Here is a 1,246-nt window from a genome sequence, read left to right on the forward strand (position 1 = left end):
AGCTAGTGCTCTGACCACGAACGTTCACGGTGTTGGATGACACGCCGTGGGGCCTGTCGGCTGGGCGGCGTCGGGGCGGTCAGGCTGTAGCGGTGGCAGAACCTGTACGCGTGCGGCGGCTAAGTGATCAGGAAGGTCAGCAGCTGCTCAGAATCACCCGCCGGGGAAGCGGTTCCCCGATCCGCCTACGTCGGGCGATGGTCGTGCTCGCCTCGGCCGGCGGCAACACGGTGCCGGCGATCGCCCGCCTCGTCCAGGCCGATGAGGACACGATTCGGCAGGTCATCCACCGGTTCAACGAGATGGGGATGGCCTGCTTGGACCCTCGGTGGGCGGGTGGCCGTCCCCGCCAGATCAGTAGCGACGAAGAGCAGTTCATCGTCGAGACGGCCCACACCCGCCCCGAAAAGCTGGGGCGACCGTTCACCCGCTGGAGCGTACGCAAGCTCGCCGACCACCTGAGCACGGATGCCGACCGCCGGATCCGCATCGGGCGGGAACGGCTGCGGCAGATCCTGCACCAGCACAAGATCACCTTCCAGCGGACCAAGACGTGGAAGGAGTCCACCGACCCTGACCGGAACGCCAAACTCGCCCGGATCGAGTACGTCAGCAGCCACTTCCCGCAGCGAGTGTTCGCGTTCGACGAGTTCGGGCCCCTGGTGATCAGGCCGCAGGCCGGTGCCGATTGGGCTCCGGCAGGCCATCCCCGCCGGTTGCCCGCGAACTATCACAAGCTGCACGGAGTCCGCAGTTCCACGGCTGCTACTCCGTCGGCGACGACCAACTCTGGGGCGTCGTCCGGCGGCGCAAGAGCGCCGCGAACACCCTGGCCGCGCTCAAGTCGATCCGCGCCACCCGCCCGGACGGCGCACCGATCTACGTGATCCTGGACAACCTGTCGGCCCACAAGGGCTCGAAGATCCGCAGGTGGGCGGCCCGCAACAAGGTCGAGCTGTGCTTCACCCCGACCTACGCCTCCTGGGCCAACCCGATCGAGGCCCAGTTCGGGCCGCTACGCACCTTCGTCATCGCCGGCTCGAACCACCCCAACCACACCGTCCTGACCCGGCGGCTGCAGACCTACCTACGCTGGCGCAACGCCAACGCCCGCCACCCCGACGTCCTGGCCGCCCAACGCCGAGAACGAGCCCGCATCCGCAGCGAACGACAACGACACTGGGGCCAACCCACCACCCGAGCAGCCTGACCCCAACACCGTCAACGTTCGTGGTCACGGCACTAG

1 pseudogene is annotated in these 1,246 nt (G+C 67.9%); it reads left to right on the forward strand.

Annotated elements, in window-relative coordinates:
* The first annotated feature begins 92 nt into the window (after window positions 1–92).
* Window positions 93–1,210: pseudogene (locus tag ACLQ23_RS31500) on the forward strand (IS630 family transposase).
* Window positions 1,211–1,246 lie beyond the last annotated feature (36 nt).

This window comes from Micromonospora sp. DT41, assembly GCF_049841715.1.
Classification (GTDB): domain Bacteria; phylum Actinomycetota; class Actinomycetes; order Mycobacteriales; family Micromonosporaceae; genus Micromonospora; species Micromonospora profundi.